The organism is Sphingobacterium sp. BIGb0165, from assembly GCF_024810095.1.
Taxonomy (GTDB): domain Bacteria; phylum Bacteroidota; class Bacteroidia; order Sphingobacteriales; family Sphingobacteriaceae; genus Sphingobacterium; species Sphingobacterium detergens.
This window is the reverse complement of sequence record NZ_JANUEB010000009.1, coordinates 128714-155127: the sequence shown is the minus strand read 5'-3', so window position 1 is coordinate 155127 and position 26414 is coordinate 128714. Positions and strand designations below refer to the sequence as shown.

Here is a 26414-nt window from a genome sequence, read left to right as displayed (position 1 = left end):
TTGGAAATCATGAAAAGAAAATATCTAAAAACACTCTTATATAGTTCACTATTTTTGGGGACAGCTATAGTAACATCATGTACCAAAGATTTTGATGAAATGAATGCGCCCTGGAAAGACGCGCAAACAGCAGACATAAAAAGTCTCTTTAATGGGGTTGTGGCCAGCATGGAACTTGGAGCTCAAGAACAAGCGACTTCCAACACTTGGATTTATCCAATCACTCAATTGGCGACTACTGTAGGGAATTCGGCTTATTCGAGACAGAATGCAGCAAACGAGCTATGGGAAAATTACTACCGGGCGCTTATTTCCATTCGATTGACTGAAAAATTGATCAATGAATCTCCGGATAAGGCTAAGTATCAAAATTTGCAGGCCATGCTGACGATCCTAAAAGCCTACAAGACATTCAAGATGACCGACATCTTTGGTGACATCCCTTATACAGAGGCGGGGAAAGCTGATCAAGGACCAAATAACTACAGGGCAGCATTTGATAGTCAAAAAAGTATTTATGAAAGCTTATTGAATGACTTAAAAACTGCGGTGGCAAGCCTAACAAGCTCCTCCGATCAAATCTCCATCGGTGCATCCGAATCGCTGCTGAATAGTGATATTGCCTTATGGAAAAAATTTGGCAATTCTTTACGTTTACGCTATGCACTACGCATGAGTGACGCAAATGGAACAGTTGCAGCCACCCATGTGCAAGAGGCTTTGGCCTTACCACTTCTAGAAAATATTGAAAATATAGGATTGACACCCGCTGTCCAAAATTTTACTGGCGAATGGCGTGAATGGTCATTCCACGCCGGAATATATTTACGCATGGGGAGTACCGCATGGGAAATGCTGAGCAACAATAACAACAAAGATGGTTCTGGAATCTTCGATCCAAGAGCCAAAATCTTTTTAGAAACAAATGCTAAAAATGAATGGGCGCCCAAGCCGCAAAACGTCGCCATGTCCGATGGTGGCGAACCTTATAACCGGAGAAGAGATGATGACTGGTCAGATAAGGGTGCCGGCAATTTATTGTCAAACGTTAATTATTATTTTGGCCGTGATAAAAATATCCCGGAATTGATTATTACTGCAGCAGAAGTCTACTTTCTAAAAGCAGAAGCAGCGGCAAAAGGGATTGGATCCTCTGCAAACTTAGCTGCAGCTAAAACAGAATATGAAAATGGCGTCAAGTCATCAATAAATTTTTGGACGACGATGGCAATGAAAAGTGTGGTCTGGAAAGAGAATAAACCCACTTCTTTACCTTCTGGGGCACAACTAAATACCATCTTAGCCAATCCGAAAGTTGCATTTTCAACTTCGGCTAGCACTACGAATGCGTTAAAATTAATTTATGCACAACGTTGGTTGGACAACTTTAGACAACCATATGAGGCCTGGTCGCTTCTAAGACAAACGGATGCCACGCCAAAAGCAACTCTAAGTGACAATCTGTATGAGAATGACTTCGGCATAATAAAAAGATTAAATTATGCAGAAAAGGAATACCAGTACAACTTGGACAATGTAAACGCTGTCACTAAAAAAATGGATATTAATGACTGGCAAAAAACAAGGGTTTGGTGGGATGTAAAATAAAACCATAGATACCTATTCATTCTAAACGCCCCAAAATTTGGGGCGTTTTTTCTTTTATACAAAATAAAATTAGGCACATAAAACAGAATACTTTTTAAAAATATTCAAAAAGTTATTTTCACTTAACACAAAAATAACATATCTTTAGCGCTCACTAAATGGGAAAACACTAACGCATCCCCACATAACGTAATGGAATTGAAGGAGAAAATCCTTGTACATCTGTATTATCTGAAGGAGTTATCTATTGCAGAACTTTGCAAAAGTCTGGCAAAAAGCACCCCTATAGTTACAAAGGCAATTAATGAATTGTTAGATCAGCACATTATTGCAGACAAGGGTTTAGCCGCATCCACTGGCGGCAGAAGAGCTGCATTATATGCATTAAATGATGAGGTCGATCAACTCATTGTAAGCATATCCATTGATCAATTCTACACATCCATCCATATCAGCAATCTGAGACAGGAGATCCTATATGAGCAAGTAGACATTCTAATAGACCTCAACGAGTCCGCTGCTGGCCCTAAGATTATTGAAGCGCTCAAGATGCTTATCAATAGTCACAATGTAGACAAGACTAAAATTATAGGAATAGGAATTAGCATGCCTGGTTTTGTCAATACGACCCTCGGTGTCAATGATTCATTTGCTGAACATGAACCGATCCATCATCTCAAGGATTCAATTGAAAAAGTGTTAAATATTCCAACGATAATTGACAATGATTCTCGTTGCGTCGCTTGGGCGGAAAAGGAATTTGGTGGTGGAGTCGACAGCACACATACCTTAGTCATTAATCTGAATTGGGGAGTAGGTTTAGGAATTATCATTAATGGTGAAATTTTTACTGGTGCTACGGGTTTCGCTGGCGAGTTTAGTCATATACCGCTTTCGAACACCAACAGTCTATGTTCTTGTGGAAAAAGGGGCTGCCTCGAAGTAGAAGCATCTTTAAAATCTGCCATAGAGCAAACGGAGATAGCCATCCAACAAGGAGAATACTCTATCTATAGTACGCTCATCAAAACCATGAGCAACAAAAATAACGCACTCATTGAGGCTGCAAAAATAGGCGATCAATTGGTTATTTACAATATCGGAAAGATCGGTTTTATGATCGGAAAAGGCATCTCTACCCTGCTTCACATCCTCAATCCGAATAAAGTTATCATCAGTGGTCGAGGAGCCGAGATCGGAAATATATTAGGTCCGCAAATCCAGAATGCTATCAATGAATTTAGTATTCCGAGAATAGCAAAAATGACTGAAATAGAAATTTCCGGACTACACAAAACTGCACAACAAAAAGGGACAGCTGCATTAGTTGTCGAACATTATATCAATCGCATTTTAACGAATTAAACTCTTTACTTAATTACCTAAAAAATGAGTCTATTTTACAAAAAAGCAACGGGCCTAGCATTATGCACTATATTTAGTGCTTCCGCCCTCTATGCACAACAAACTATTACGGGTAAAGTATCTGATGACAAGGGACCTGTTTCAGGGGTTACTGTAGCAGTCAAAGGAACTACAAAGGCAACACAAACAAACGCCAGCGGATCATTTAATATCGATGCCGCTCCAGGAGAAACAATCCGTCTATCAATCGTCGGGTATAAAACTCAGGAAATCGTTGTTGGCTCGACTAAAACGATTAATGTTACATTGACCGCAGATGCTTCGACATTAGGAGAAGTCGTCGTGACGGCAATGGGTATAAAAAGAGAAAAGAAAACATTGGGTTATTCTTTTCAAGAGGTTAAATCCGAACAACTTACAGATGCCAAAGAAACCAACGTTGCGAATGCTTTAGTCGGTAAAGTTTCCGGACTTCAGGTGATCAAAGGTTCTGCAGGCCCAGCATCTTCGACTAAAATCACGCTTCGTGGTAACAACTCACTTACAGGAGATAATCAACCTTTAATCATTGTTGACGGCGTGCCGATGAACAATTTCCTTGGCGGTATGAAAGGAAATGGTGATAAAAATAACGATATGTGGAATCCAGCGACCGATATGGGTGGTGGATTGGGCGATATCAACCCTGACGATATCGAAAGTATGTCAGTTCTTAAAGGCGGTGCGGCATCAGCGCTATACGGATCAAGAGCTGGTAATGGTGCCATCGTCATCACAACCAAATCGGGTAAAGCTCAAAAAGGTGCTGGTATCACATATTCTTCAACCATTGGTCTTGAAACTATATTCATGACACCAAAGCTTCAAAACAGTTATGGCCAAGGAAAAGATGGTGTTTACAATCCAATAAGCACAACAAGCTGGGGTGATAAAGCAACTAAAGTATATGACAATATTGGCGCATACTTTAACACAGGTGTTAATCACACACAAAATCTTGCTTTTCAACAACAGCTGGGCGAAACCAACATCTATTCGTCTGCAACCTATTTAAATGACCAAAGTAAGATTCCTGGTTCTTCATTAGAGAGAATCAATTTGATGACGAAAGTTACTTCATCATTTGGTCCTGACAAACGCTGGACCACTGATATCAAAGTGCAGTACATGAATATGAATGCCAAAAATAGACCTATTTCAGGCCAAAACAATTCAAACGTTTATAGCACTTTGTTTACCATGCCTCGCTCCATGAATATTCTGGATTTTAAAAATCCATTGAATGCAGTGGGGGATATGGCTTGGTATGGAACAAGTGAGAATAAGACAATGAACCCGTACTGGTTGGAAAAATACCGTTTGAATAATGACATTCGTGACCGTTTTATCATGAATGGAAATATCAAGTACAAATTCAATGATTGGTTAGATGCGGAAGCAAGATTTGGTCGTGATCAGTATACGACCAATTATGAAAACAAAACTTACGGTGGTAGCCCATTGATTACAGGTGGTAGTTATGGAGTCGGTAAAAATACCTTCTTTGAAAACAACTTCACTGTTGCATTAAATGCACGTAAAGATAACTTGATTGGAAAATGGGGTGGGTCTGCTTCCGTATTTGGACAAATTATGAAAACGAGATCTACTGGGATAGATGCAAGCACAGGAGAACTGCAAGTACCCAATCTATTCTACATCAACAACAGTAAATCTTTTCCTACAATCGAACAGAGTTTATTGCAAAAGCAGATCAACTCACTATATGCGACCGCGGAAATCAATTACGACAACTACCTATTCTTTAACGTGACTGGAAGAAATGACTGGTCATCCGCGTTAGGGTTGGACAACAGATCTTTCTTCTACCCTTCTGTAAGTGGATCATGGGTAATTTCGGATATGATTAACAAAACTGGGGGTTCATTACCGAGCTGGTTATCTTTTGCGAAATTGAGAGGATCTTATGCTGAGGTTGGTAACGATCTTCCATCTTTCCAATTGTATAACGTTTACAATATTGGAAAAGATCCAAATGGTAATACCACCGCTGGTATGGGGAATACCAAATATAGCCCTGGCATCCTCAGCGAGCTCATCAAAACCATCGAATTTGGTTTCGACACCCGATTATTCAACAGCAGATTAGGACTGGATTTTGCCTGGTATAAAACCAATGCAACCAACCAACTGATTGATCTTCCGATGAACCCTTACAGTGGTTATGAATACGAAAAAATCAATGCTGGAAATATTCAGAACTCAGGTTTTGAAATCGTATTGGATGGAAGAATATTGACCAATAAAGATCAATTAACCTGGAATTCAAGCCTGAACTTTTCAAGAAACAGAAATAAGATCATCAGTCTTGCTGACGGTGTAGACATGTATCCATTAGGATCTTATGACAACGTTTCTATCCGTGCACTAGAAGGTGGATTATATGGTGATATTTATGGTACCAAATTCTTACGCGTTGAAGATCCGAATAGTGAATTCAATGGTCAATTAATCTTAAATGGCAGTGGACTACCACAAGGTGCGAGCGGTCTTCACAAACTTGGAAACCAAGCCCCTAAAGCATTGGTAGGCTGGAACAATAATTTTGCTTACAAAAACTTTGGGTTGAGCTTCCAAGTAGACGGAAGATTTGGTGGTGAGTTCTTTTCCGGAACAAATCTAAATCTACAGGCAAATGGTAATGCTGAAGTAACAGCTCCAAATGGTGAGCGCAATCCATTTGTAGTAGATGGCGTGATCGCATCCAATGGATCTTACACAAAAAATACCGTGCAAACCACGCAACAATTATATTGGACGCAAGTGACTTCCACTTCAGGAAACTATGGTATTACAGAACAAAATGTGTATGACGCAACCAATATCCGTTTGAGAAATGTGACATTAAGCTATAATTTCCCAAAAAGCATACTGGGCAACAGCATTGTACAACGCGCTAAAGTTAGCTTGACAGGAAATAATCTTTGGATGATTAAAAGTTATGCAAATGGTGTAGATCCAGAATCTGTATTCGCAATCAATTCGAATGCGACAGGTTTTGAAAACTTCTCTACGCCAACATCTAGATCATTCTTCCTTAATGTCACTTTAGGATTCTAATCAATTAAAAACGATAAATCATGAAAAATATCATATCAAAAATAGGTTTTGCAGTACTTCTGGGAGGAGTAATCAGCTCATGCTCTAAATTTGAAGAAATGAACGTCAACCCCTATAAGGCCAACGACGATCAGGTCAAAATCGAATTCTTTTTTAACAATTCACTTACTGGCGCACAACAAGATCCCAATATCGCTGAACGTATCTTTGTCCTCGACTGGAAGACTACCGGAAGACAGCATATGACCAACGGTTTAGCTACTGGAACAGTAAATGATGATTGGTCCAAAGAATATTATAGATATTCAGCTGAATGGATCAAAAATGCAACTAAAGGAATTGAAGTTGCTACCAATGAAATCAACGCTGGATCCGCAAAAGATTATACCAATAATTTATTACAGATTTCCCGTATCTGGAGAGCATACCTGATCAGTGAGGTAACGGATAATTTTGGACCTACCCCTATTACATTTGCAGAGGGAGTCAATCCAAAATACAGTTCAGTAAAAGATATCTACTATTACCTTTTTGAAGAGCTAAAAGATGCAACATCGAAAATAAAACCTGGCATTAAGGTTCCTGATGATGTTGTCAAGTTTGACCGTGCCTATGGGTTTAATGATGAGAAGTGGATCAAATATGCTAATTCAATGCGTATGCGTTTAGCGATGCGCCTATCTGAGATCGATGCAAACAAAGCAAAATCAGAATTTGAGGCTGCTGTGGCTACCAATAAATACATCGGCAATACAGCCGACAATTTTACTGTTGCGGAGAAAGATGGCTGGGATGCATTGACGGGCGTCATGAGTCGTAGTTGGAACTACCAGGCACTTTCAGCGACATTAAATAATCTATATCTTGGATTAGGTGGTATTCAAACAGAAAAGCAAGTTGCTCAAGATTTGAAATCTTCAATCAAAGCCGAAAACTACATTGGTAAGCGATTCAGTAACCATTTCACAAGCAAGACCAATGACCCTTCTGCAGGTTACTGGTTAGATGGCCTGCCGAACAAAATAGACCCACGTGCATTGAAGGCATTCTTCATTCCTGGAGATTTTAACAATCAAAATTTCTTCGACAATGGAGATGACTCTAAAAAAACGGTAGATACCTTAGTAAATGGTAATACCAAAATTGCGGTAAATACAAAATATACCTGGAATGCCTTTTCATTAGGTGACTGGGCTGCAAAGGGAACAAACAACCGTTTAAGAAGCACATTAGTTGGTAAAGTTCCAGCAATCGCGGTTCAGTTCAGAAGAAGTGCAAATAGCCGCATATTCTTTGCCAACTGGGAGACATATTTCCTTTTAGCTGAAGCATCTCTAAAAGGATGGGTAACTGGAACAACAGCACAGGCAGCTTATGAAAATGGTGTCAGAGCTAATTTTGATTACTGGGGAGTAGGTCAGTTTGCTTCGGAATACCTAAGCTCTACGGACTATAATAGAGTAGGTACATCAGTTAGTTTTACACATATTGCGGAACCAGGAGATGCACATACCATGGATTATATCGATGGTTATACCAATGCTACTGGTACAGTAAGCATTAAATACCCTGTCAATTCTCTTTACAAAAATGGCACAGTACGCAATGACTTATTGACGAAGATTATTACCCAAAAATTCATCGCTAATTTACCTTGGTTACCATTAGAGTCCTGGAATGATCAAAGAAGATTGGGTTTACCTTTCTATGAAAATCCTGCGATTGAAAATGCTTTGCCGAACTTACCTGATCTTACATCAGCAAACTTTATGACAAGCAACATCAAATTCTTTCCGCAACGATTAGCATTCCCATCTTCATTTAGGGATACTGATCCTGCTGAATACCAAAATGCGGTATCACTACTGGGGGGCGCGGATAAAGTGTTGACACCACTTTGGTGGGCAAAACAGAAATAGTTTTTTTAGACGACAAGTCAAATTTAAAGGAGGTGTATCTATGTTACACCTCCTTTTTTTATACAGTTTCTACTGGATTTTCAGTAAGACCATATTGAACCGGCTAAATTATTACCTTAATCATATAAATTTCGACACAAACTCTCGAAAATTTGAATTTTGTGTTACATATAATATTTTCAATTTTACAATAAGATATAGCCATCTTATGTATTAAGTGTATAATTTTAGCATTTCTTTTTAAAAAATTTAAAAAGAATTTTGAACTTAATAGAAATACTACATATCTTTATCACATCAACATAGTCTGGATCGCAGGTCATTCAGTTATTCGGACTTGGGAAAGACTAACGTTGTGCATACTAACTTAGATATTAGGTAAAATAATATCTGTTTAAACTTACAAACCAAAATCACTACTCACTGAAGTTGAACTAATATGGTTGTCGATATATTAAAAAATTTGTATTACCGGCCGATGCAACCGATTGCGGAAATTGCAAACACCCTATCCAGGAGCATACCTTCCGTTACAAAACAGCTTAATGGTTTGTTGACAAAAGATATCATCGTCGAAAAAGGATATGCCGCATCTACCGGGGGGAGAAAGGCTATTCAATATATGTTAAATGAAGACTTACCTCATATCGTCATCAGTATATCGATTGACCAATTTTACACTTCAATAGCATCAACTAATTTAAGAGCGGAGGTACTTTGCGCTGAAAATAACATCCCAATTGATCTAAAGGATCCAAAAGCTTCGAACTTAATTATAGACGCTCTCGCTCATTTTCTTTCAACACATCACATAAATACGCAATTGATTATAGGCGTCGGAATTAGTATGCCCGGATTTGTCAATTCTGAAACTGGACTAAATGAATCATATAACGAATATTCCCCCTTATATAACATCCGTGAGCAAATTGAGTTTGAATTCAATATTCCTGCTACTATAGACAATGATTCCCGTTGTATTGCACGGGCAGAGAAAAAATTCGGCGCAGCACAAGCTTCTCAACATTCGCTTGTTATTAATCTTAACTGGGGGGTTGGTCTAGGTATTCTTATCAACGATGATATATTTAAGGGAACTTCAGGATTTGCTGGAGAATTCAGCCATATCCCGCTTTCTGATACATTGACATTGTGTTCTTGTGGAAAAAGAGGATGTCTCGAAGTCGAAGCGTCCATTAGTGCCGCTATTCGCAATATTCAAAATGACATCAAAAAGGGTGAATATTCAATTTATGAAAAACTTGAAGGGGAACATAACAATAAAATTGAAGCACTCATAGAGGCCGTCAAAATCGGAGATCAAGTTGCCATTAATAACACTGGAAAAATCGGTTATTTACTAGGGAAAGGAATATCCACACTAATTCATATCCTCAATCCTCACAAAATAATCATAAGCGGAAGGGGCGCTGAAATAGGTCAAATATTAACACCGCATATCCAAGTTGCTATCAATGAATACAGCATTCCAAAAATTGCAAAAGAAACAATGCTCAGTATCTCCAACTTGCACAAATGCGCTCAACAACTGGGTACAACAGCATTGGTAATCGAAAAATATATAGCACGCATAATAAACTAATAATTTACACAAATACCTAAAACATGAGTCTATTTTACAAAAGAACTGCCGGATTGGCCTTATGTACACTATTTAGTGCCACATCCCTTTACGCGCAGCAAAGCATTACTGGAATTGTTTCAGACGCTAATGGGCCTATCTCTGGGGTGACCGTAACGGTAAAGGGAACCACAAAGGGTACACAGACAATCGCCAATGGATCTTTTACTATTCAAGCTGCCCAAGGTGAAACATTAAGGATTTCGATCGTTGGATACAAAACACAAGAAATTGTCGTTGGATCAAATAAAGCGATTAATGTTACATTGACCTCCGATGCAGCGGCACTCGATGAAGTCGTTGTAACGGCGATGGGTATAAAACGCGAATCTAAAGCCCTGGGATACGCGGTAAGCAACATTAAGGCTGATGAAATTACAAAAGCTGGAAATACCAACTTCGGTTCCGCATTATATGGTAAAGCACCTGGCGTAAAAATTACCACCGCACCCGGTGGTTCAGCCAGTGCTGTAAATGTGCAAATTCGTGGTATCAATTCATTAAACTACCAACGTCAACCGCTTTATGTTGTGGACGGAATTATTATCCGAAACGATCAACAAAATGGTGCCGCCGGAGCCAACAACAACAGCTTCGATCGCGATCAACGAATCCGAGGCAACGGGATGCTGGATATCAATCCTGCAGATATTGATAACATCTCCATTTTAAAAGGTGCAGCAGCCAGTGCATTATATGGTTCAGATGCTGCAAGTGGGGTGATTGTGATTACAACAAAAAAGGGAACAAAAGGACGTGGTCTAGGAGTCGATTTTAATTATACTGGATCATTGGAGCGCGCAGCGTTTTTACCGAAATTTCAAAATGAATATGGTCCAGGCTATGATGCTGGTATCAACGTTACCAATGGCGCTACTGCAGAAGGTTGGATTCTTGATCCTAAATCCCCGAGCGGTCGGAGACCTTACTTTAGATCCTATGCAAGTTTTGGTCCAAAATTTACGGGAGAAGACGTCCTGTGGTGGGATGGTCAAGTTAGACCTTATGTCGCACGCAAAAACAATTACTATGATGTCTTCGACAAAGGATACAACTCCACCGCAAACGTCGGAATATCAAATCAGACCGAAAAACTCAATTATCGTTTGAGTGCGACCCGTATGGATTACAAAAGTACCAGTCCTGGAAGCAAACAAACAAAAAACACGTTTAATTTAAATAGCTCTCTAAAGCTAAGTAACCGTTTATCCACTGATATCGTAGCGAATTATATCAACACCAATACACACAATAGAACGTATTTATTGGGTCAGGTACTTGGTAGTTTTGACGGCTTCTTCAGTCGAACTGAAGATATGGCCGCTATGAAAAAAGCATATCAAACATCAGATGGTTATAAGTATTCTAAATTAGGAACAGGGCGTCCAGAAGATTTTATCTACACGATGCGTGCATCAAATCTATTGGATTATTTCTGGAATCAATATAAGAACAGTTATGATGAAGTTGAAAACCGTATCTTAACCAGTGCTACGTTAAACTGGGATGTGGTTGATCACCTCAAATTCAGAGGTAGAATAGGAAATGACTTTACATCAGCTACCAGTACAAATAAGCAGTATACTGAGAATGCAACAAAGTACAATTCGCCATCAAGCAGCACGGGAGGTTATTCAACTACCAAAGGAGCCTACTCAATTTTATATGGCGATTTAATGATGACATATAGTAATAAGATCAATGAGAATTTCGACTATTCTGCTAGTGTTGGTTTTCAATCTCGATCAGAAAATTATGATGATCAATCGTCAAGCACCGCTTCCGGACTTGTTACTGAGAATTGGTTTAGTTTAAGTAATAGCTTAGCACAGGCAACGACGACGAATGCTCGAAAAGAAATGCTTAAATACGCTTACTTTGGTTCATTAAACATTGGCTACAAAGGCTTTGCTTATCTAGACGGAACATACCGTTCAGAATATTCATCAACTCTTCCTACACAAAACAACAACTATCAATATGGTTCCCTTAGCGGTAGCTTTATTTTTAGTGATGCATTTAATATCAAATCCGACAAGTTTACCTATGGTAAATTACGTGCTTCGTATGGTATCGTAGGTAATGATGCGGCTATTTATGAAGCAAATATCGCCTACACTCAAGCTCCTTTATTAACTGTGAATGGAGCTATACCAGCATTAACCTACAAAAATCGATACGGTAATCTAGATCTCAGACCAGAGAGGAAATACGAAATGGAATTCGGCTTGGAATTGAAATTTCTAAAAAATAGATTAGGACTAGATGCGAGTTATTACAACAACTACATCGAAGATCAAATTCTTGGGTTGACAACACCGGCATCAACAGGAGCGACATCTCAACTCCTCAATATTGGAAAAATAGCCAACCACGGTTTAGAACTATCTATTAACGGAACACCTATCCAAAACGAAAATTTCACTTGGACTTCTAGACTAAATTATTCTTTCAACCGCTCTAAAGTCAAAGAACTATTGTCTGGTGTTGATGAATTGGTTTTTTATTCGGCTGATGCCAATTCATTAAAAATTACGGCAAAAGCAGGAGAAACTTTGGGAAATATCTATGTATACGATATCGCTAAAGACGCCAATGGCAATAATCTTATTTCGGATGAAGGGTTCTATGTAATGGATAAATCCAAATACAAAATGGTCGGCAATATTATGCCTAAAGCGATCGGTGGATGGACGAATACCTTCAATTATAAAAACTTTAGCTTAGATTTCACAGCTGATTACCGTTTTGGTGGTAAAATGGTATCTGAAAACCTTAAATATGGAATGGCTTCGGGGCTTTATGAGAATACACTTCCATACAGAGAAAGTGGCATTACACTCCCAGGTGTTAATGCGAACACAGGAAAAACCAACGATGTACATTTAAGCGGTGCAGAATACTACTTCAATACGTTTAACTGGGGCGATGATTCTTGGTCTGAAAAAGGTGCGGTCTATGACAATAACTTTATCAAATTAAGAGAACTCTCCATTGGATACCAGATACCGGACAGTTTTACAAAGCGTATCAAAATGAACAATCTTAGATTTTCATTAATTGGAAGAAATCTATTCTATTTCTATAGAACATTGAAAAATCTCGATCCGGAAGCTCCAGTAGGAAATGCATGGTGGGCTCAAGGTGTTGACGTAGGTTCTTCTGCCGCTACAAGAAGCTTTGGCTTTTCATTACACGCTAATTTTTAATCACTTTTTACTGAAATCATGAAAAAAATATTTTTTACCATATTTACACTGACAACTGCATTGACCTCTTTGGTGGGTTGTAAAAAGCAATTGGATGAAAAATTTCAAAATCCAGATGCTACTGAAAAAGCCAGTATTTCAGCGTTCTTTGCTGAATTGTTAAATAATGACCGAGTGAGACCCTCCTATTGGCATTATAGAACCTTCATTTTATCAAATCAGGCAATCTATACACAAACCGCATCATTTATCCCTTCCAACTCAATGTATCAGCCAAATGATGGTTATTCATATGATTATTGGGTAGATTTCTATTCGCCGGGTGTATTGGGTATTTACAGAGCGATGGAAAAAGCCTATGCCGCACTTCCTATAGAAGAACAAGCCAATGCCAAAATTATCTTACAAGCAGCAAAAGTAGTTGTCGTAGACGAAGCTTCGAAGCTAGTAGACAACTATGGCGATATTCCGTTCAGCGAAGCTGGTAGCCTGCCTGCAACAAATGTGATCAAACTTCCAAAATTTGATGAGCAAAAAGAGTTGTATTATCAATTTATATCAGATTTAAAAGAGATAAACAATTATTTCGGCACCGTAGAATCTAATCCAGAATTTGCAAAATATGACATACTAAACAGCGGTAATGTTAGCAAATGGAGAAAATACGCAAACTCCTTGAGACTTCGTTTATTAATGCGAATCTCCAATGTTGATGAAGCCAAAGCTCGCACGGAGATTTTAGAGATCCTAAATAATCCAAGCCAATTCCCGTTAGCAGATGGAAATAATGTCGGCAGTTACGATCCAAAAACAGAAGATATCCTTTTAGCGCCGTTGACAAACTATACGGGTACATTAAGACAAGGACTGATAGAGGGGCCTAATCACTATGCTACTGATCATATGTTAAACAAGGTTATGTTACCATCAAAAGACCCTCGTATTCCAGTATTCTATGACAAATTTGGGGTAACCGTAAATAACAAATTTATACCGAACAAGGAGTATAAAGCGATGCCGATTACCTTCACGTCTACTGAGATGGAAAAGAACTATCAAAGTTATTCTGTTTTGGACTCCACAACATTTGCTGACAATAAAGAACTTCCTGGCATTGTATTTTCCGCCAGTGAAACCAACTTTATTAAAGCTGAAGCTCAATTAAGATGGGGATCGAGTGCAACAGCAAAAGAGGCTTATAACACTGCTGTAAAACAGTCCATATCTTTCTATTACTATTTGAACAATATAAATAAGTCTGGTTTAAAAACCGAAACTAAACCTGCCGAAACTATAATCAATGATTTCATTGACAAATCCACGATAACATTCACAGGTGATAAAAATAAAGACCTTGAGTTAGTCTATACACAAAAATGGTTACACTATGGTTTTCTACAGGCACAGCAAGCTTGGTCCGAATTAAGACGGACAGGCTATCCAGTTTTAACCTTTCCGGTAGCCGGACTTGTGAACTTTGCAAACCCGCCTATGAGGTTGAATTATCCTTCTTCTGAAGTCTCAAACAACAGTAAAAATTATGAGGCTGTGAGGGCAAAAGATACAAGAACAACCAAAATTTTCTGGGACGTCAATTAATCGACACTACATCTACCAAATAGAAAGCCACTCTCGGGTGGCTTTCTTATGTTCATTTTCATTATATTTATACATGCAAAAACTGACAACCATTATATCAACCGCATTGCTGGCAACAACTTCTACCTTGACCTTTGGGCAAGCACACAATGTATCGGGCGGCTACCAAAAACCTACAGATCCCTTAGTGATCGAAAACCTCGAACAATGGCAGGACATGAAATTCGGTCTTTTCATGCACTGGGGAACCTACAGTCAATGGGGAATTGTTGAAAGCTGGAGTATCTGTCCCGAAGATGAGGGCTGGACACAACGCAAACCAGAGCATGGCAAAACCTATTTTGAATACCTCAAGAATTACGAAAATCTGCAGACAACATTCAACCCGACAGATTTCAATCCTCAAAAATGGGCCGACGCAGCCAAAGCAGCCGGAATGAAATATGTGGTCTTTACAACCAAACATCATGATGGATTTGCAATGTTCGACACCAAAGAATCGGATTATAAAATTACTTCTACCAAAACACCTTTCTCCTCCAATCCCAAGGCAAATGTGACCAAAGAAATCTTTAATACATTTCGCAACGACGGGTTCAAAATCGGAGCCTACTTCTCCAAACCAGATTGGCACTCCGAATACTATTGGTGGCCCTATTTCCCACCAAAGGACAGAAATGTTAATTATGACCCAAAAAAATATCCTGACCGTTGGCAGAAATTTAAAGATTTCACCTACAACCAGATCAATGAACTAACGTCGGAATATGGTAAAGTGGATATTCTATGGTTGGATGGTGGACAAGTACGTCCCTTAGAAACTGTAGACAAGTCAGTAGACTGGCAGCAGACGATCAAGGTGGATCAAAATATTGACATGGACCGTATCGGTGGTATGGCCCGAAAAAATCAACCAGGCCTTATCGTGGTAGACCGTACTGTTCCCGGAAACTGGGAAAATTATGTGACACCCGAACAGGCTATCCCTGAGCATCCATTGGATATCCCTTGGGAAAGCTGTATCACTATGGGAGACTCTTTTAGCTATGTTCCAAATGACAATTACAAACCAACAAAGAAAATCGTCGAAACGCTTGTCAAGATTATTTCCCGTGGTGGTAACTATTTACTTAACATCGCCCCAGGCCCCAAAGGTGACTATGACCAAGCAGCATATGATCGTCTAAATGAACTATCAGCTTGGATGAAAATCAATCAAAGCGCAGTATATGCAACACGTACCGTTGCCCCTTATCATCAAGGTGATTACTATTACACCAGAAGTAAGGACAGCAAGATCGTCAATGTATTTCACCTTTCAGCGGGCGACGCTTATCAACAGCCTAATGAATATGTCTTTCAGGTTCCAGCGGATTTTAAAGTGAAAAAAATCACAATTTTGGGCCATAAAGGTCGCTTGGATTGGTCACAACATGATAATCAGATCACCCTAAGAAGTCCAGGCACCAGATTCAATTATGCTACCGCGATTCAATTGCAAAGCAAGTAATAAAAAAGCAGCTGAATTACATCAGCTGCTTTTTTATTATCCGATAACGATGATCGACTTCAGGTATTTTCAAAGGCTTTCATTTGTCTATTGAAAACCAGCAAATACAAATCGTCCCGATCTCCGTCCTCAATTAATAACCGAATAACTAAAAACACTAGCTATAAAAAAACAGCACTTGTGAACTTTGCAGCACATACTAACAGAATGAAACAAATAACCCTATTTTTAGCATTATTACTCCTAACATTTTATTCATGTAAAAGCTATAAGCCCCAGATAATCTCGTCCCAACAGATCTTCCAAGAGGGACAGATCCGTTTCAAACAATGCCATGCCTCAACCATACAATCCATCGGCAAAGACAGCCTCCTGGCCTGCTGGTTTGGTGGTACACATGAATCCAATCCCGATGTGGTGATATGGAGTTCTCATTATACAAACGGCAAATGGCAACCAGCAGTCCAAATCGCAGATGGGATTCTTGCCGATAAGCGTTATCCAACCTGGAACCCTGTACTCTATCAACAGCCAAAGAACGATACCCTCTATTTGTTTTATAAAATTGGTCCTAATCCACGCGAATGGAAAGGCTACGTCAAATATTCCATAGACAAAGGTCATCACTGGTCTGCAGCACAGGCATTACCCGAAGGTATTTTGGGTCCAATCAAAAACAAACCATTTACATTATCTAATGGGGATATACTATCCCCTTCCAGTACTGAATCAAAAGACGAAATCTGGAAAGCACATATGGAAATCAGTCACGACCACGGCAAAACCTGGTCTGTCCATACAATTCGGCCTGACACAAGTATTCAAGTCATTCAGCCGAGTATTGTTCAACATAAAGATGGTCGCATCCAGGTACTCTGTCGCAGTAAAGAAAATAAAGTAATGAGTGCTTTTTCCTCCGACCAAGGCAACAGCTGGGGACCTTGGAAGGCGACCAACCTGCTCAACCCCAACTCGGCTACTGATGCCATTCGATTGAAAAATGGACTATTTATGATCGTTTACAATCCAGCAATCGCTGGGAATGACTGGTGGGAAGGACGAACAAAACTCCATGTCGCAACGTCCCATGATGGTCTTCACTGGCATGATACACTAACTTTGGAAGATGGGGTCAAAGGAGATGAATATTCTTATCCGACCATTATACAGGATAAAAGTGGTCTAATACATATCACCTATACCTGGAATAGAAAGAGTATAAAGTATATCCGATTAAAATAAGTCATCAGTCTGTAGCAAATTAGGCTTCATTACGTTATGCTATAAAAAACTAATTATGAACCCATTAAAAAACTTCTTTTTCTTTGTGGCTTCGCTCGTTTTTATCAGCTGCTCAAAGGAAAAATCCGAAAACAGAACAGCACTAGAGGGAAGTTATTCTGGAGAATTTACTGTCCACTACAAAAATGAAGACAAAACATTCACTGGGAATGTCGCGATAAAATTTAAAGCAGATAGTTTTTTTTGCTCCGCAAATAAAAACAGATATCCAGCTGGTGGCTCAGGAACTTTTGAAATTATTGGAAATAAAATTATTTTCAAGGATCAAAACTTTTGGACTGCAGACTTTGACTGGGCATTGATATTGAGTCACGAATATAGCTATACCTTGGATGGCAAAGAACTTAGCCTCACGAAAGATCCTTACCAGGGCAACACCTATACCTATAAGCTAAAGAAGGATTAAAGTTTAATTTTAAGATTGATCAATGGAATACATTATTTTTATCAAGGGCAAGAGTAATATTTTTAAAAATATTTTTCAGCATTCATTCCAACAATTTGTTAAATTTAAGGTGCAAATTTATACCAATTTAACAATATTATGTTTTGCACGAAAAGAAGCATATCCATACTATTATTTTTCATTTATACGCTTAATTCGACTGCTCAAGATCACCCTTATGTTAATAAAGAAGTTAAAACCATAATTAGCCCCATCAATGGTCTCAGCTTTACACATCTGCAGTTTAATATTGCTGCTACAAAAGATGGTGGGACACCCAACATACTATCTGAAATAATCTGGAAGAAAAATTTGATGTATCACTATGGTGTAGAATCCTCTTTATTTTATGGACAATTTAATCTTAGTTCAAGCCTAATTTTTGGAACCGGACTTTCTGGAGATGTTACTGATACAGATTATGCTGAGGATAATCGCACTTCACCTTTTTTTGAAGGAAAGTATAGCAGTCGTACGAGTTCTATGAAAAGTATAAAAATTAATGTTGGTTATCAATTGAATGTCACTAAGAACTTTATCATACATCCCTCTTTCCTATTAAATCTCAATTGGAAGAAATTTATGATATTAAATTCCAGTCATCTCAATGAGTCCGACGACAAATACGAACTAGGTCTAAAATCTTATTATAAGATGAATGATCCAAATTATGGTGCAAGATTAAATTTCAACTTTTTATTAGATAGATTTTTGTTACGAAATTATTTCGGTGCAGGTCTGATGAACATGCGGGCATATGGCAATTGGAATTTGAGAGATGATTTAAAACATCCGAAAAGTTACGAGCAATCTGGTAATGGCTGGTGTCTAGATATAGGTAGCGGCATCGATTTCAAACTATCTTCTTTATCAACAATGTTTATCCATTACGATTATCACTATCAGAACTTAAAGAACGGAGATGATAAACTTTACAGAAATGACAATAAAGTTCTCGTAACAAGACTTAATGAAAATATTTTCCACCAACATTCCATAATGATAGGTGCTAATTTTTCCCTATTAAGGTAATTTTCTTGTACTTATCTAAAACTACTCCAGACACTGGTATAGTCGATTTACAATTTAAAAAATTAGGGTATTATATAGCAGGGTGTTTTTTTTAAATTTATTTTATTAAACTGAATGATTTTATTATTTATATTTAAGCAAACCAATTAGTTATATATTATGAAAAAGTTTAAACACCTTTTAGTATTATTAATATTATTAATAATTAACTCTTCTTGCAATAAAAATGTTGCTATTAAAGATGATGGGAATCCAACTCCAACCGACTCGGCAATATTCCATGTTTTGTATATCGAAGGTAACAAAACAATTATCAAAGAAATGGGCGGCAAATATTATTTTTCAGCTGACGAAATTCTAAGCAAAAGACAATTTAATTATCTTAAACATCTTAGCAATAATGGAATAGATTCACTAGAACGAAGTACTGTAATTTCCAATTTAAGTAAAAAATGGACGAATGCGATCGTTTATTATAAGATAAACTATCCCGCTAAGCGTGATTCGATATTGAAGGCAATGAGCCACATGTCACTTCGTTCAAGATTAAAATTTGTTGAACGCACTACTCAAAGTAATTACCTGGATTTTGTCGTATCCCCGGATCCAAACACAAGTTCCTCTCAACAAATTGGAATGGAAGGAGGAAGAAATGAGCTAAAGATATCATCGGGAGCCAACTCTGGTGTTATAATTCATGAGATTATGCATGCAATTGGCATATTTCATGAGCAAGAACGTTCTGATAGAGATTATTATGTTACAATAAACAACAATAATATTATTGATGCTTATGAGGAACAATTTAATATTGCCCCAGGATCGACGGCCGTTGGAAGCTTTGATTATAGTTCAATCATGCTTTATGGATCCTATTATTTTTCTGTAAATGGGCAACCTAGTATGTTGAAAATCCATGGCGATACCATTGCTCCACAGCGACGCACTTTAACACAAGGCGATGTTCTTGGAATAGAGGCTATCTATGGAAAAGGTCCTGAACTTTTAGGCCCAGATCAAATGTGCAGCTCAGCTTCATACAAGCTACTCAATTTGCCAGCAGGCGCAAGTATTACCTGGCAAGTACAAGGAGGGGCAGCGACTGGCTCGGTCCAAGGAAACACATTTGTTGTAAATTCTAATACAACTGGTATTTATAGTAATATACTGATAACTGCCACGTTAACAATAGGAACTGATAAACACATTCTTCGTAAATCCGTTACAACTGGCGGTGATGGAATAATTGACGAAATATGGAGTCAAGCTGGCAGTTCAGCCAACTCAGGTATGCCTGTTCCATTTAAAGCTCTAATTTCTGATTATTGCCTTGCACAAACAGCGGAGTGGGAAGTATCACCCGCCGGGTCATCGACTATAAGTTATAATAGTGGCCTCTTATGTCCCGGAGAACCTAATAATAACGTCAATGTGACAATAACATTTCATAGTCGAGGAAGCTACCAAGTGAAGGCACGTGTAAAAAACAAATGTGGTAATTGGACAAATTGGGGCTATAAAACTTTTACAGTCAATTAAACTGTTTCATAATTTAATGACTACATTGTCCTAAAATAAACAAAGGGATCTATTTTCAATAGATCCCTTTGTTTATTTGATAAGCTTTTTTAATAATCCTTCTTTAGCTCTGCCTCCCCTTTCAGTCGGATATCATCGGATGATGCGCCAACCAGCAATTTGAATTTTCCTTTTTCTGTTTTCCAGGCATTAGCTGCATTCCACAGCTTGAGGTCTTCTTTGCTCAACTGGAAAGTATACCGCTCTTTCTTTCCTGCTGCAATGGCTTTACGTTCAAATTGTTTTAACTGCATAATGGGTGTTACTACCGAACTGACTTCATCGACAACATATAACTGTGCCACCTCATCGCCAGTCACACTACCCTTATTTTCGACATCAAAGGATACTGTACAGACAAAATCATCTGCACCTTCGGTCAGTCCTACCTGTAGGTTGCTGTATTCAAACTTACTGTAACTTAATCCATAGCCAAAAGCATACAAAGGTTTGGCGGACATCTCTACATAATCATGATGTTTAGGTTTGGTATGATTATAATGTACCGGAAGTTGCCCCACGGAGCGCGGCACGGAAATCGGTAACCGGCCGGCTGGATTATAATCACCAAACAAGACATCGGCAATGGCCAATCCTCCCTCCTGTCCGGGATACCAGCCATTCACGATTGCAGGAATATACTCTGCGGCCCAATTTAGATTAAGCGGTCTTCCCATAATGGTCACCAGCACCACAGGCTTGCCTGTTGCCTGGATCGCTTTCATAAGTTTTAATTGATCGCCCATCATATCCAACGAAACGCGGTCAAACCCTTCACCGCTTTCCATATCACTGACTGTATTCGGATCTACATTCGCTGCTCCCGTTGCCTGGTAGGAAGTTTTAAAATCCCGTGCACTGGAACCGCCGAGAATCAAAACCACAGCATCGGCTTGCTGTGCTGCTGCCACCGCAGCCGGAATATCAGATTTCGTCGTATCACGGATAGCGCAACCTTTTACATAATCAACTTGCGTGCCTTTACCTACTGCTGCGCGAATGCCTGTCAATACAGTTTGAACCTTACCATCAGCCTGTGGAGCAGTATAGTCACCCAATTGATTGTAAGCATTGTCGGCATTCGGTCCGATAACCGCAATGCGTTTCAACGATTTGCTTAATGGTAAGATATTTTTTTCATTTTTTAGCAAGATAATAGACTCTCTAGCAACCGCTCTGGCAACAGATTTATTCTGCGCTGTGGCAACTTTCTGGATCACCTGCTTCTCGTCCACATAGGGACGATCAAATAGCCCCAGATTGAACTTCATCCGTAATACGCGAGCTACCGCCGTATCCAATACAGCAGGCTCTACTACACCTTGTTGCACAGCTTTCAAAAGATTCGGACCATATCCCGATCCGCTCAGATCAACATCCAATCCCGCATGTATACTTTGTGAAGCAGCTTCCTCCGCTGTAGCAGCTGTCGCATGTCCCCCATTAAGGCCGGAGATACTCAATAAATCGGATACTACAAATCCTTTAAAGCCCCAATCTTTACGGAGAACATCTTTTAACAACCAAGGATTTGCGGAGCATGGAATTCCATCAATACTATTATAAGCTGTCATGACCGAGCCTGCGCCAGATTTAACGGCCTTTTCGAAAGGTGGTAAAAAATAGTGTCTTAGACTCCGTTCACCAAATGATACCGATTCACCGTTGTGCCCACCATCTGGTGCGGCATAAGCGACAAAGTGTTTTAAGGTACCAATGATTTTATCCTGTTGTCCAAGTTTCTCGCCCTGAAAACCACGGATCATTGCAGTTCCCATCTTGCCCGTTAAATAAGGATCTTCGCCATAAGTTTCCTCTGTCCGCGACCAGCGTGGGTCGCGCGCAAGATCCAGGACCGGCCCATAGCCATTTTTTCCCCCAACAGCGTAGGTCTCCAGCGCTATCGTTGATGCCATACGTTGAATCAGATTTGGATTCCAGGTACTCGCCTGTCCTATTGCCGTAGGAAATACCGTAGCACCAATAGCCATATGCCCATGTGGAGCCTCTTCCGACAGCAGCAATGGAATTCCCAAGCGGGTACTATCCAGCATATACCGTTGAATGGCATTGGTCGCACGTGCAGCCTCAATCGGATTAAGACCATTCAGGAGTGTTTTTTGCGTCCAGGGATCGGCACGCAGTGTTGCCCACAACAACCCGATATGCTGCTCTTTGACCGCTTTCTTTAATTTATTGCTCACCCCTACATGCTTCCCTTTCTTCTCATACATTTCCCATCCAAGCAATTTGCTCAGCTGCCCCACCTTCTCCTCTACCGTCATTCGCCCTAAAAGATCATTGACACGTTGTTCGGTAGTGAGACGGTTATCCTTATAAGGCAATTGTTGCGCCTGGAGCTGCGGATAAAGTAATGTTGACATCGCTGTCAAAAGTAATATTCGGAGTTTCATGTAGTTTAAAGTTAACAGAGTTATGCAACCGGTTTCCAAAAGACTAAAATAAGGATTTAAAGATAATAATCAAGATAATTTTTCTGTTATAGAAATTTAAGTAATAGCGTCAATAGAACCAATCAACTGCCAACATCTATGCAGTAATTAAAAATGATTTTCAATCTGAATATTCAATATTATGGTGAATATGGTTAAGAAATCAGTAGCACACATGTATAAATTACGAGGCCGCTTCTGATATAGGAAATTCAGTAATGCTTTAAAAAGGTTATTAATTGTTCTTATACAAGTGCGATCCATTACATGTAAAAAGAGAGCGTCTATATCCCTAAATAAAAAAAGACGGCAAGCCGTCTTTTCATTCATGTGTTATAGGAATGCTACTTATTTTTTCTCTACTTTTTCCCTTAAAATAATATGCCCTGGGAATAACAAAAGCAAGGGGATTGTTATTTCGATAGGTTAAGACCAAATAATCTCCGTCCACAAGGACACCATAGCTTTCGTACTGATCGCTATCAGCAAACTTAATGCTCTTTTTCTCTTTGTCATAGGTAAAAGACCATTCAGACTGTCCATCTAAAATAAATTGTTCAAAGGTTTCCTTATTGGATCCACAAAGCTCTTTTCCAGGCTGGAGTTTTAATTTTTGAAAATCACTGCCAAAAGAAAAAGAATATTTATTATCCTTTTCACAATCTTCCGGTTTATAATGATACTGTTCATCTTTCGTATCACTCGTAGAAAATGTGGGATTCCAATCATAAGCTTCCAATTGTTTTTTCACATCTTCTGGTGCTATTTTTTCTGGACTAATGGTCTCTTTACTGCAACTGCAACTGCAACTGCAAAACAAAATCAATACTAGAATTCCGTTAAATAATTTATCCATTCTGGTTCTCATTTAGTTATAATTTCATAACGTTTCAATATATTTGACTGCTACAGTGTAAAATATTTTTTAACCAAATAGATAAAAATAAGCTGTTTTTTCTCAAAAAACCATCTCATAGAAAACAGATTAAAAATGTTAATAACAATGTTAATTAACTGAATATAAGAATCATTTTTGTTAATAACATTCCCGCCATTTGAAATTTTGAGGAAGAAAAGAAACCAGTCAAAAAAAATTATACTGATCACTAAGGGTAAAGTGAAAGTTAGCTGTCATAGAGATAAAGCTTAATCAATATGAAACTAACATCAATCTTAATAATTGCACTTGCGACTCAGGCCACGCAATCACTTGCCCAGGCACAAGATTCGACGAAGACAAACCGACGGGTCGTGACCGAGACTATCAAAGGTACTGTCCTGGACAAAAATACAAGACTTCCAATTGTTGGTGCCACCATTGTACTGTCCTCCAATGGCAATACAAAATCTGTGAGTACAGATCAGCAAGGCCTATTTAGGTTGCTACAAGTTCCTGTAGGGCGCCAAGTCCTGCAAATACGTATGGCAGGCTACAGGCAGGAAGAATTATCAGAATTGCTCATTACCTCCGGGCGAGAGAATATACTTAACATTGAAATGGAACCGCAGGCAAACACGCTGAATGAAGCTATCGTCTACGCCAATACAGGAAAACAACCTCTAAATCAAATGGCGATGACCAGTGGACGCTCCTTTTCACCCGAGGAGACCAACCGTTATGCCGGCGCTTTCTTTGACCCGGCAAGAATGGCACAGAGTTTCCCCGGAGTAGTTGCTGGTGGTGATGACAATGAGATAATTGTGCGCGGAAATTCCCCAAAAAGCTTACAATGGCGATTGGAAGGGATCGAAATTGTAAATCCCAACCACTTTGGAGCCGAAGGTGCTGCTGGAGGGGGGATCAGTATGCTCAATACCATGGTTTTGGGAAAATCCGATTTCTATACAGGAGGACTGGCCGCTGAATACAACAATGCGATATCGGGGGTGTTTGACCTTAGATTTAGAAGGGGAAATACCGATAAACGCGAATACACATTCAATGTCGGCGTGTTGGGGGTAGGTGCAACTTTAGAAGGTCCTTTCAAAAAAGGTAGTGATGCATCGTATTTAATCAGCTACCGGTACTCCTCATTGAGTTTATTGGAAAAAGTAGGTGTAAAAGTCTCGGATACCGGTATCCCAAAATATCAGGATCTCTCCTTCAATTTTGTATTTCCAACCAAAAAGGCCGGAACATTTTCGCTGTTTGGGATTGGCGGTCTCGGAAAAATAAAGGAAACTGCCAAACGCAATTTTCAAGAATGGGAGGAACGAACAGACGCGCAGGACATGAACTTGGGATTTAACGCTGGTAGTGCGGGGCTAAAACATCAGTATATCGCCAACGACAGATTGTATTTCACCAATATTATTTCGGCATCGGTCAGCCGCAATTCCAATAAAACAGATACTTTGACACAGGATTATGTGACTAGCCTATATCACAAAGATAAATTTACAAATACCGCAATCCGTTATGCTGGAAGCCTCAATTATAGAGCGAGCAGCAAAAACACGATCCGTGCGGGTATCAATGCCAGCCTGCTTCGCTATGATCTCTATGCGCTAACCTACGATACTGAACTCGCAGCATTAAAAGAAAGGATCAATGAAAATGGAAGTACCAGTACCTATGACGCCTTTGCACAACTCAAAACTGAACTATCCGACCGTTTGACATTAAACACTGGTATACATGCCAACTACTTTGCTTTAAGTAAAAGCTGGACAGCAGAACCCAGACTGGGCTTAAATTGGAAGGTCGCTCCAGACCAAACGATATCCTTTGGTACCGGGCTTTACAATCGTTTAGAACCACTCAGCTATTATTTTGCCAAGAGCGGAACCGGACAAAATACAACAGACAATACCGCACTATCTCCTACCAAGTCTGCTCAGGCTGTCGTTGGGTATGAAAAAAATCTGAGTCGTACACTCCGTGTTAAGACCGAAGTCTATTATCAACATTTATATAATGTCCCGGTTTCTTCAGATCCAGCAATGAATTTCTCCCTGCTTAATGTGTCAGATATTTCGGCAATTGGTACATCGACCTATCGTCAACTGGTCAATAAAGGTACAGGCAGAAATTATGGCATTGAGTTAACGGTTGAAAAATCACTCAGCAAAGGCTATTATTTTATGGCTACGACTTCTGTATTTGATTCCAAATTCAAAGCACTCAATGGCAAAGAATACAATACAACATTCAATACACGCTATGTCGGTAATCTATTATTGGGAAAAGAATGGACAGTAGGAAAGAATAAAAATAACCTATTTGGTATGAATGCAAAACTGATCTATGCCGGCGGGAGAAAATACTCTCCGGTATTGGAAGATGAATCCTTGCGTTTAGATGAGGAAATCATTGATCAAAGCCGGATTAATACGTTAACTGCCGACCCTTATATTCGACTTGATTTTTCATCGACCTATCGAATAAATCGTAAAAAAGTGAGTCATCTCCTTATTCTGGATATTCAAAATATCCTCAATAGAGAGAATACTGTCGGGATGCATTACAATTTCAGCAAACGTATCATCGAACCGCAAAAATGGACTGGTATCATACCAACCATTAACTATAGGATCGAATTCTAAACGCAGCATAAATAGACTAGCGACAGACATAGATTGTTTTCAAAAATCATTTTTGGAAACAATCTATTCAAATACTGACTTATAGC

At 39.1% G+C, this 26414-nt stretch carries 15 protein-coding genes; 13 read left to right on the top strand and 2 right to left on the bottom strand.

Annotated elements, in window-relative coordinates; all coding sequences use genetic code 11:
- Nucleotides 1-9 precede the first annotated feature (9 nt).
- The 12 genes from M2408_RS20620 (at nucleotide 10) to M2408_RS20565 (ending at nucleotide 20290) form a co-directional block, all read left to right on the top strand.
- A complete protein-coding gene (locus tag M2408_RS20620) occupies nucleotides 10-1608 on the top strand; it encodes a SusD/RagB family nutrient-binding outer membrane lipoprotein (protein ID WP_259186317.1) in 1599 nt (532 codons plus the stop codon).
- A gap of 192 nt (nucleotides 1609-1800) precedes the next feature.
- Entirely contained in the window at nucleotides 1801-2973 is a 1173-nt protein-coding gene (locus tag M2408_RS20615; RefSeq protein ID WP_259186316.1) for an ROK family protein, read from the top strand.
- Nucleotides 2974-2997: 24 nt separating this feature from the next.
- Nucleotides 2998-6093, top strand: coding sequence for a SusC/RagA family TonB-linked outer membrane protein (locus M2408_RS20610; RefSeq protein ID WP_259186315.1), 3096 nt, complete (start codon nucleotides 2998-3000; stop codon nucleotides 6091-6093).
- Between the two features lie 20 nt (nucleotides 6094-6113).
- Nucleotides 6114-8012, top strand: a complete 1899-nt coding sequence (locus M2408_RS20605) for a SusD/RagB family nutrient-binding outer membrane lipoprotein (RefSeq protein WP_259186313.1) — start codon at nucleotides 6114-6116, stop codon at nucleotides 8010-8012.
- 553 nt (nucleotides 8013-8565) lie between these two features.
- Entirely contained in the window at nucleotides 8566-9615 is a 1050-nt protein-coding gene (locus M2408_RS20600) for an ROK family protein (RefSeq protein ID WP_259186312.1), read from the top strand.
- Nucleotides 9616-9638: 23 nt separating this feature from the next.
- The gene (locus M2408_RS20595; RefSeq protein WP_259186311.1) at nucleotides 9639-12863 is read left to right on the top strand and encodes a SusC/RagA family TonB-linked outer membrane protein; all 3225 of its coding nucleotides are present in this window, start codon (nucleotides 9639-9641) and stop codon (nucleotides 12861-12863) included.
- 18 nt (nucleotides 12864-12881) lie between these two features.
- Nucleotides 12882-14462, top strand: coding sequence for a SusD/RagB family nutrient-binding outer membrane lipoprotein (locus tag M2408_RS20590; RefSeq protein ID WP_259186309.1), 1581 nt, complete (start codon nucleotides 12882-12884; stop codon nucleotides 14460-14462).
- A gap of 73 nt (nucleotides 14463-14535) precedes the next feature.
- Nucleotides 14536-15972 carry an alpha-L-fucosidase gene (locus M2408_RS20585; RefSeq protein ID WP_259186308.1) on the top strand — a complete coding sequence of 479 codons (1437 nt, stop codon included), beginning with the start codon at nucleotides 14536-14538 and terminating at the stop codon, nucleotides 15970-15972.
- A gap of 207 nt (nucleotides 15973-16179) precedes the next feature.
- Nucleotides 16180-17214, top strand: coding sequence for an exo-alpha-sialidase (locus M2408_RS20580; RefSeq protein ID WP_259186307.1), 1035 nt, complete (start codon nucleotides 16180-16182; stop codon nucleotides 17212-17214).
- 55 nt (nucleotides 17215-17269) lie between these two features.
- On the top strand, nucleotides 17270-17680 hold the full coding sequence (locus M2408_RS20575; RefSeq protein ID WP_259186305.1) for a hypothetical protein: 411 nt from the start codon (nucleotides 17270-17272) through the stop codon (nucleotides 17678-17680).
- Nucleotides 17681-17818: 138 nt separating this feature from the next.
- On the top strand, nucleotides 17819-18751 hold the full coding sequence (locus M2408_RS20570) for a hypothetical protein (RefSeq protein WP_259186304.1): 933 nt from the start codon (nucleotides 17819-17821) through the stop codon (nucleotides 18749-18751).
- Between the two features lie 159 nt (nucleotides 18752-18910).
- The gene (locus M2408_RS20565; protein WP_259186303.1) at nucleotides 18911-20290 is read left to right on the top strand and encodes a M12 family metallopeptidase; all 1380 of its coding nucleotides are present in this window, start codon (nucleotides 18911-18913) and stop codon (nucleotides 20288-20290) included.
- A gap of 89 nt (nucleotides 20291-20379) precedes the next feature.
- Here the strand turns inward: M2408_RS20565 and M2408_RS20560 are convergent, their stop codons facing one another.
- Nucleotides 20380-22743, bottom strand: coding sequence for a glycoside hydrolase family 3 N-terminal domain-containing protein (locus M2408_RS20560; protein ID WP_259186301.1), 2364 nt, complete (start codon nucleotides 22741-22743; stop codon nucleotides 20380-20382).
- Between the two features lie 361 nt (nucleotides 22744-23104).
- Nucleotides 23105-23638: a hypothetical protein gene (locus M2408_RS20555; protein ID WP_259186300.1), complete on the bottom strand. Its 534-nt coding sequence runs from the start codon at nucleotides 23636-23638 to the stop codon at nucleotides 23105-23107.
- A 299-nt stretch (nucleotides 23639-23937) separates the two neighbouring features.
- Here M2408_RS20555 and M2408_RS20550 point away from each other — a divergent pair, with 299 nt between their 5' ends.
- On the top strand, nucleotides 23938-26328 hold the full coding sequence (locus M2408_RS20550; RefSeq protein WP_259186299.1) for a TonB-dependent receptor: 2391 nt from the start codon (nucleotides 23938-23940) through the stop codon (nucleotides 26326-26328).
- Nucleotides 26329-26414 lie beyond the last annotated feature (86 nt).

Bases quoted from the DNA above. Each gene is read 5' to 3' on its own strand.
- M2408_RS20595 (WP_259186311.1), top strand. From the start codon at position 9,639: ATGAGTCTATTTTACAAAAGAACTGCCGGATTGGCCTTATGTACACTA.
- M2408_RS20555 (WP_259186300.1), bottom strand. From the start codon at position 23,638: ATGGATAAATTATTTAACGGAATTCTAGTATTGATTTTGTTTTGCAGT.
- M2408_RS20550 (WP_259186299.1), top strand. From the start codon at position 23,938: ATGAAACTAACATCAATCTTAATAATTGCACTTGCGACTCAGGCCACG.
- M2408_RS20585 (WP_259186308.1), top strand. From the start codon at position 14,536: ATGCAAAAACTGACAACCATTATATCAACCGCATTGCTGGCAACAACT.
- M2408_RS20565 (WP_259186303.1), top strand. From the start codon at position 18,911: ATGAAAAAGTTTAAACACCTTTTAGTATTATTAATATTATTAATAATT.
- M2408_RS20575 (WP_259186305.1), top strand. From the start codon at position 17,270: ATGAACCCATTAAAAAACTTCTTTTTCTTTGTGGCTTCGCTCGTTTTT.
- M2408_RS20590 (WP_259186309.1), top strand. From the start codon at position 12,882: ATGAAAAAAATATTTTTTACCATATTTACACTGACAACTGCATTGACC.
- M2408_RS20560 (WP_259186301.1), bottom strand. From the start codon at position 22,743: ATGAAACTCCGAATATTACTTTTGACAGCGATGTCAACATTACTTTAT.
- M2408_RS20570 (WP_259186304.1), top strand. From the start codon at position 17,819: ATGTTTTGCACGAAAAGAAGCATATCCATACTATTATTTTTCATTTAT.
- M2408_RS20580 (WP_259186307.1), top strand. From the start codon at position 16,180: ATGAAACAAATAACCCTATTTTTAGCATTATTACTCCTAACATTTTAT.
- M2408_RS20620 (WP_259186317.1), top strand. From the start codon at position 10: ATGAAAAGAAAATATCTAAAAACACTCTTATATAGTTCACTATTTTTG.
- M2408_RS20615 (WP_259186316.1), top strand. From the start codon at position 1,801: ATGGAATTGAAGGAGAAAATCCTTGTACATCTGTATTATCTGAAGGAG.
- M2408_RS20605 (WP_259186313.1), top strand. From the start codon at position 6,114: ATGAAAAATATCATATCAAAAATAGGTTTTGCAGTACTTCTGGGAGGA.
- M2408_RS20610 (WP_259186315.1), top strand. From the start codon at position 2,998: ATGAGTCTATTTTACAAAAAAGCAACGGGCCTAGCATTATGCACTATA.